The following is a 3,255-nucleotide window of genomic DNA, read 5'->3' as shown; positions in this document are numbered from 1 at the left end:
TTATACTATACTAGAAAGCTAATATTCGGGTTTTGCTGCATTAAAAAATGGATAACCCTTCTATCTCATATTACAAGGGACGGTTCTTTTGTGTTGTCAGACAACACAAAAGAACCGTCCCTCTGTGCTATGACAACACAAAAGAACCGTCCCTGTGTGCTATGTGCACTGCGTGTTTAATTATAAAATCAAGTAAATTAAATATTGAAAAATCATTTCTTCAAGCCATTGTAATTTATCTTTACCAAACTCTGATACATTTGGATTCAATGCTTTATATTGATCCCATGTCTTATAATATTTACTTTCGAGCTCTCTTGAAGGCTCGACTGTGTAATCTTCTTTGTTAAACTCAATGCCTGCAGTATCTCCCGAATTAGTATAAACTGCATAATCTCTTACGGTTTCCGCAACAGCACATAGATTTTCTAGGTTTATGTCATTTAGCATGAGCGGGTGTTTGTCCAAGCTAAATATGTATTTGCCTCCCGGAGCAAGTATATCAATGTACTCCTTAACTTCTTTAACGCAATCTTTCTTAGATTTGGTTTTCAAACTCATAATTGGATACAAGCCTGTAATAATATGCTTTTTTCCAAGTTTTTCTTTTATAAGCTTTGGGTCACCGCTTTCAAAGACAAGCAGTGTATTTGTTGGTAGTTCGTACAGATAATCTAAATATCTTAATAAATCTCCTTCGCAAAGTAAGCTGCAATTAATACCAAGGGATGCATATTCATAAGTCATGCGTTTGAAGGTAGGCCAGTAAAGTTTTGCAAAATCTTCTTCTCTGATAAAGGCCGGCATATGTAGTGGCATAAAAACTCTGCTGTATTTTGAAGGATTTTTTGGCAGACCTTTTTTAAATGCTATAGGATATAATGCTTCGCAGGCAGCCTTAACTTTATCAGGGATACGCCTAATATCCACACTTATGCCTCTAAATCCGCGAAGTTGGTCTGCAAGAAGATCAAAAGGTGTTTCGGTAAAACCGCCCTTAAAAATCGAGCTTGGATAAAATCCATATTTTTCTACCAGATCATTTATTATGTCTGTAAGTTGCCTATAATCGCTCTGATATGCAAGCAAGCTTTTCGTAAGGCTTATTGCGCTGTTGATGGGATCTGAAGCGTTAAAAGCTTTGTACAGTCTAGGAAGAACCCTTTCTAGGATACAATCATAAGGTTTTTCGATAAGATAATCATAGTCTTCCACCGTCATTCCTACTACTTCCGGATGCTGAATAAAGCCGTTTGATGCCATGATAAATGAACGCGACTCAAGGGCCTGGTAGAAAGAAGGCAAGCGAAAACTTCCGGCAAAAACACATATGTCAGAATAAACCAACTGACATATCTTGTCCGCAGGCTCTTTAAGTTTTTCAAGTTTCCACTGAGCTTCTACCAGATCAAGGCCTCCAAATTGGGCTACAGCTTCAAGTGTAAGGGATATATCTACCGGAACTCTCTTGGGTATTTTATTATCAAGGATATCCTCATAGATCTTTACCCTTTCTTCCTGCAACTTTTTTGCATTAATCATATCGAATTTATTCACCTTTTATAGTTATTTTGATGTTCCGCCTTCTTTAGACTATAAACACTTATAGTTAAATTCAATTATATATTGGTTCTTATGAAATGTAAAGATTTTTTGCTTATTTTAGACAATTTTCTGTAATCCCTGCACATAGCGTATCAGACAGCAAAAACTAAATGACGAATATACCATACAATTTACATTAATAAATAAACCAGATATTGAAATACTGCATCTTCAAGATTTGAAAGTTTGTCTTTTCCAAACTCTGATACATTTGGATTTAATGCTTTATATTGATCCCATGTCTTATAATATTTACTTTCTAACTTTCTCGAAGGCTCCACCTTATACTCTTCCTTCTTAAACTCAATACCTGCAGTATCTCCCGGATTGGTATAAACCGCATAATCTCTTACAGTTTCGGCAACGGCACACAAATTTTCTAAGTTTATGTCGTTTAATAGCAAAGGCTGTTTGTCAAATCCAAATATATATTTGCCTTGCGGAGCAAGGATGTCAATGTACCGCTTTACTTCATCTACGCACTCTTTTTCAGATTTTGTTTTTAAATTGACTATTGGATAGAGTCCTGTAATTATGTGCTTTTTGCCTAATTTACCTTTGATTATTTTAGGATCACCGTACTCGAACATAAGAACAGTATCTGTCGGCAGATCATAAAGATAATCAAGATACCTTGTCCAGTCATCCTCGCAGAATATGCTGCAGTGAATCCCCATCGAGGCATATTCATCCAACATTCTTTTGAATGTAGGCCAGTAAAGATTTTCAAAATCCTTTTCACGCATAAATGTGGGCATATGCAAAGGCAAAAACACTTGTCCATAGTTAGAAATTTGCGCAGGCAAACCTTTTTTAAACACTATGGGATAAACTGCTTCGCATGCTTCCTTTAACTTATCAGGAATGCGCCTAATATCCATGCTTATACCTTTAAATCCCCTAAGTTGGTCAGCTATAAAGTCAAAAGGCGCTTCCGAAAAACCGCCGCTAAATAAATTCCCCGGGTAGTAGCCGTATTTCTCGGTAAGTTTTCCAACTATCATGCCGCTTTCCATAAAGTCATTATTGTATGCTAAGACACTTTTTGTAAGGCTTATAGCGCTATTAATCGGGTCTGCTGCATCAAGCGCCTTATATTGGCGAGGAAGCACTCTTTCCAGAATACAGTCATAAGGTTTTTCAATAAGATAATCATAATCTTCCGGCATCATGCCAACTACTTCCGGATGTTGGATAAATCCATTTGATGCCATAACGAAGGATTGAGATTTCATCAACTCGTAAAAGGAAGGAAAACGCAATGAGCCGGAGAAAACGCAGGTATCAGAATAAACCTTCTGACATAATTTGTCAGCGGTTTCTTCCACTATCGAAGGATTCCACTGCGCCTGAGCTAAATTCAGCCCTCCATACTGGGCAACAAATTCAAAGGGAAGGCTTATGCCTACAGGAACTCTTTTTGGCACCTTATTATCATATACATCATGATATATGCTGATCCTTTCTTCCTGCAATGCTTTTACGTCATTCATTTATTTCACCCACCCCTGGCATATTTTTACTCCTTCAGCAGCATTTGTCGTCCAGGCGTCTGCCCCCACATGTTCACACACTTCCTGGTTTACCGGGTTGCCTCCTATTATCACTTTAACCTTGTCTCTTAGACCTGCTTCTTTAAGGCCGTCTATT

Annotated in this window: 3 protein-coding genes; all 3 read right to left on the bottom strand. The window is 37.5% G+C overall.

Annotation, left to right across the window (positions count from 1 at the left end; genetic code table 11):
- Positions 1 to 180: 180 nt before the first annotated feature.
- On the bottom strand, positions 181 to 1,542 hold the full coding sequence (locus tag BUE08_RS05195) for a uroporphyrinogen decarboxylase/cobalamine-independent methonine synthase family protein (protein ID WP_286680522.1): 1,362 nt from the start codon (positions 1,540 to 1,542) through the stop codon (positions 181 to 183).
- Positions 1,543 to 1,736: 194 nt separating this feature from the next.
- Entirely contained in the window at positions 1,737 to 3,098 is a 1,362-nt protein-coding gene (locus tag BUE08_RS05190) for a uroporphyrinogen decarboxylase family protein (RefSeq protein ID WP_059032467.1), read from the bottom strand.
- Positions 3,099 to 3,255, bottom strand: a 157-nt coding sequence (locus BUE08_RS10940; protein WP_502689430.1) for a cobalamin B12-binding domain-containing protein, incomplete at its 5' end; no start/stop codon positions are given.

This window comes from Tepidanaerobacter sp. EBM-49 (genome assembly GCF_001896645.1).
GTDB classification, from domain to species: Bacteria; Bacillota; Thermosediminibacteria; order Thermosediminibacterales; family Tepidanaerobacteraceae; genus Tepidanaerobacter; species Tepidanaerobacter syntrophicus.
The sequence above is the reverse complement of the archived record's forward strand: the minus strand, read 5'-3'. Positions and strand labels throughout refer to the sequence as shown.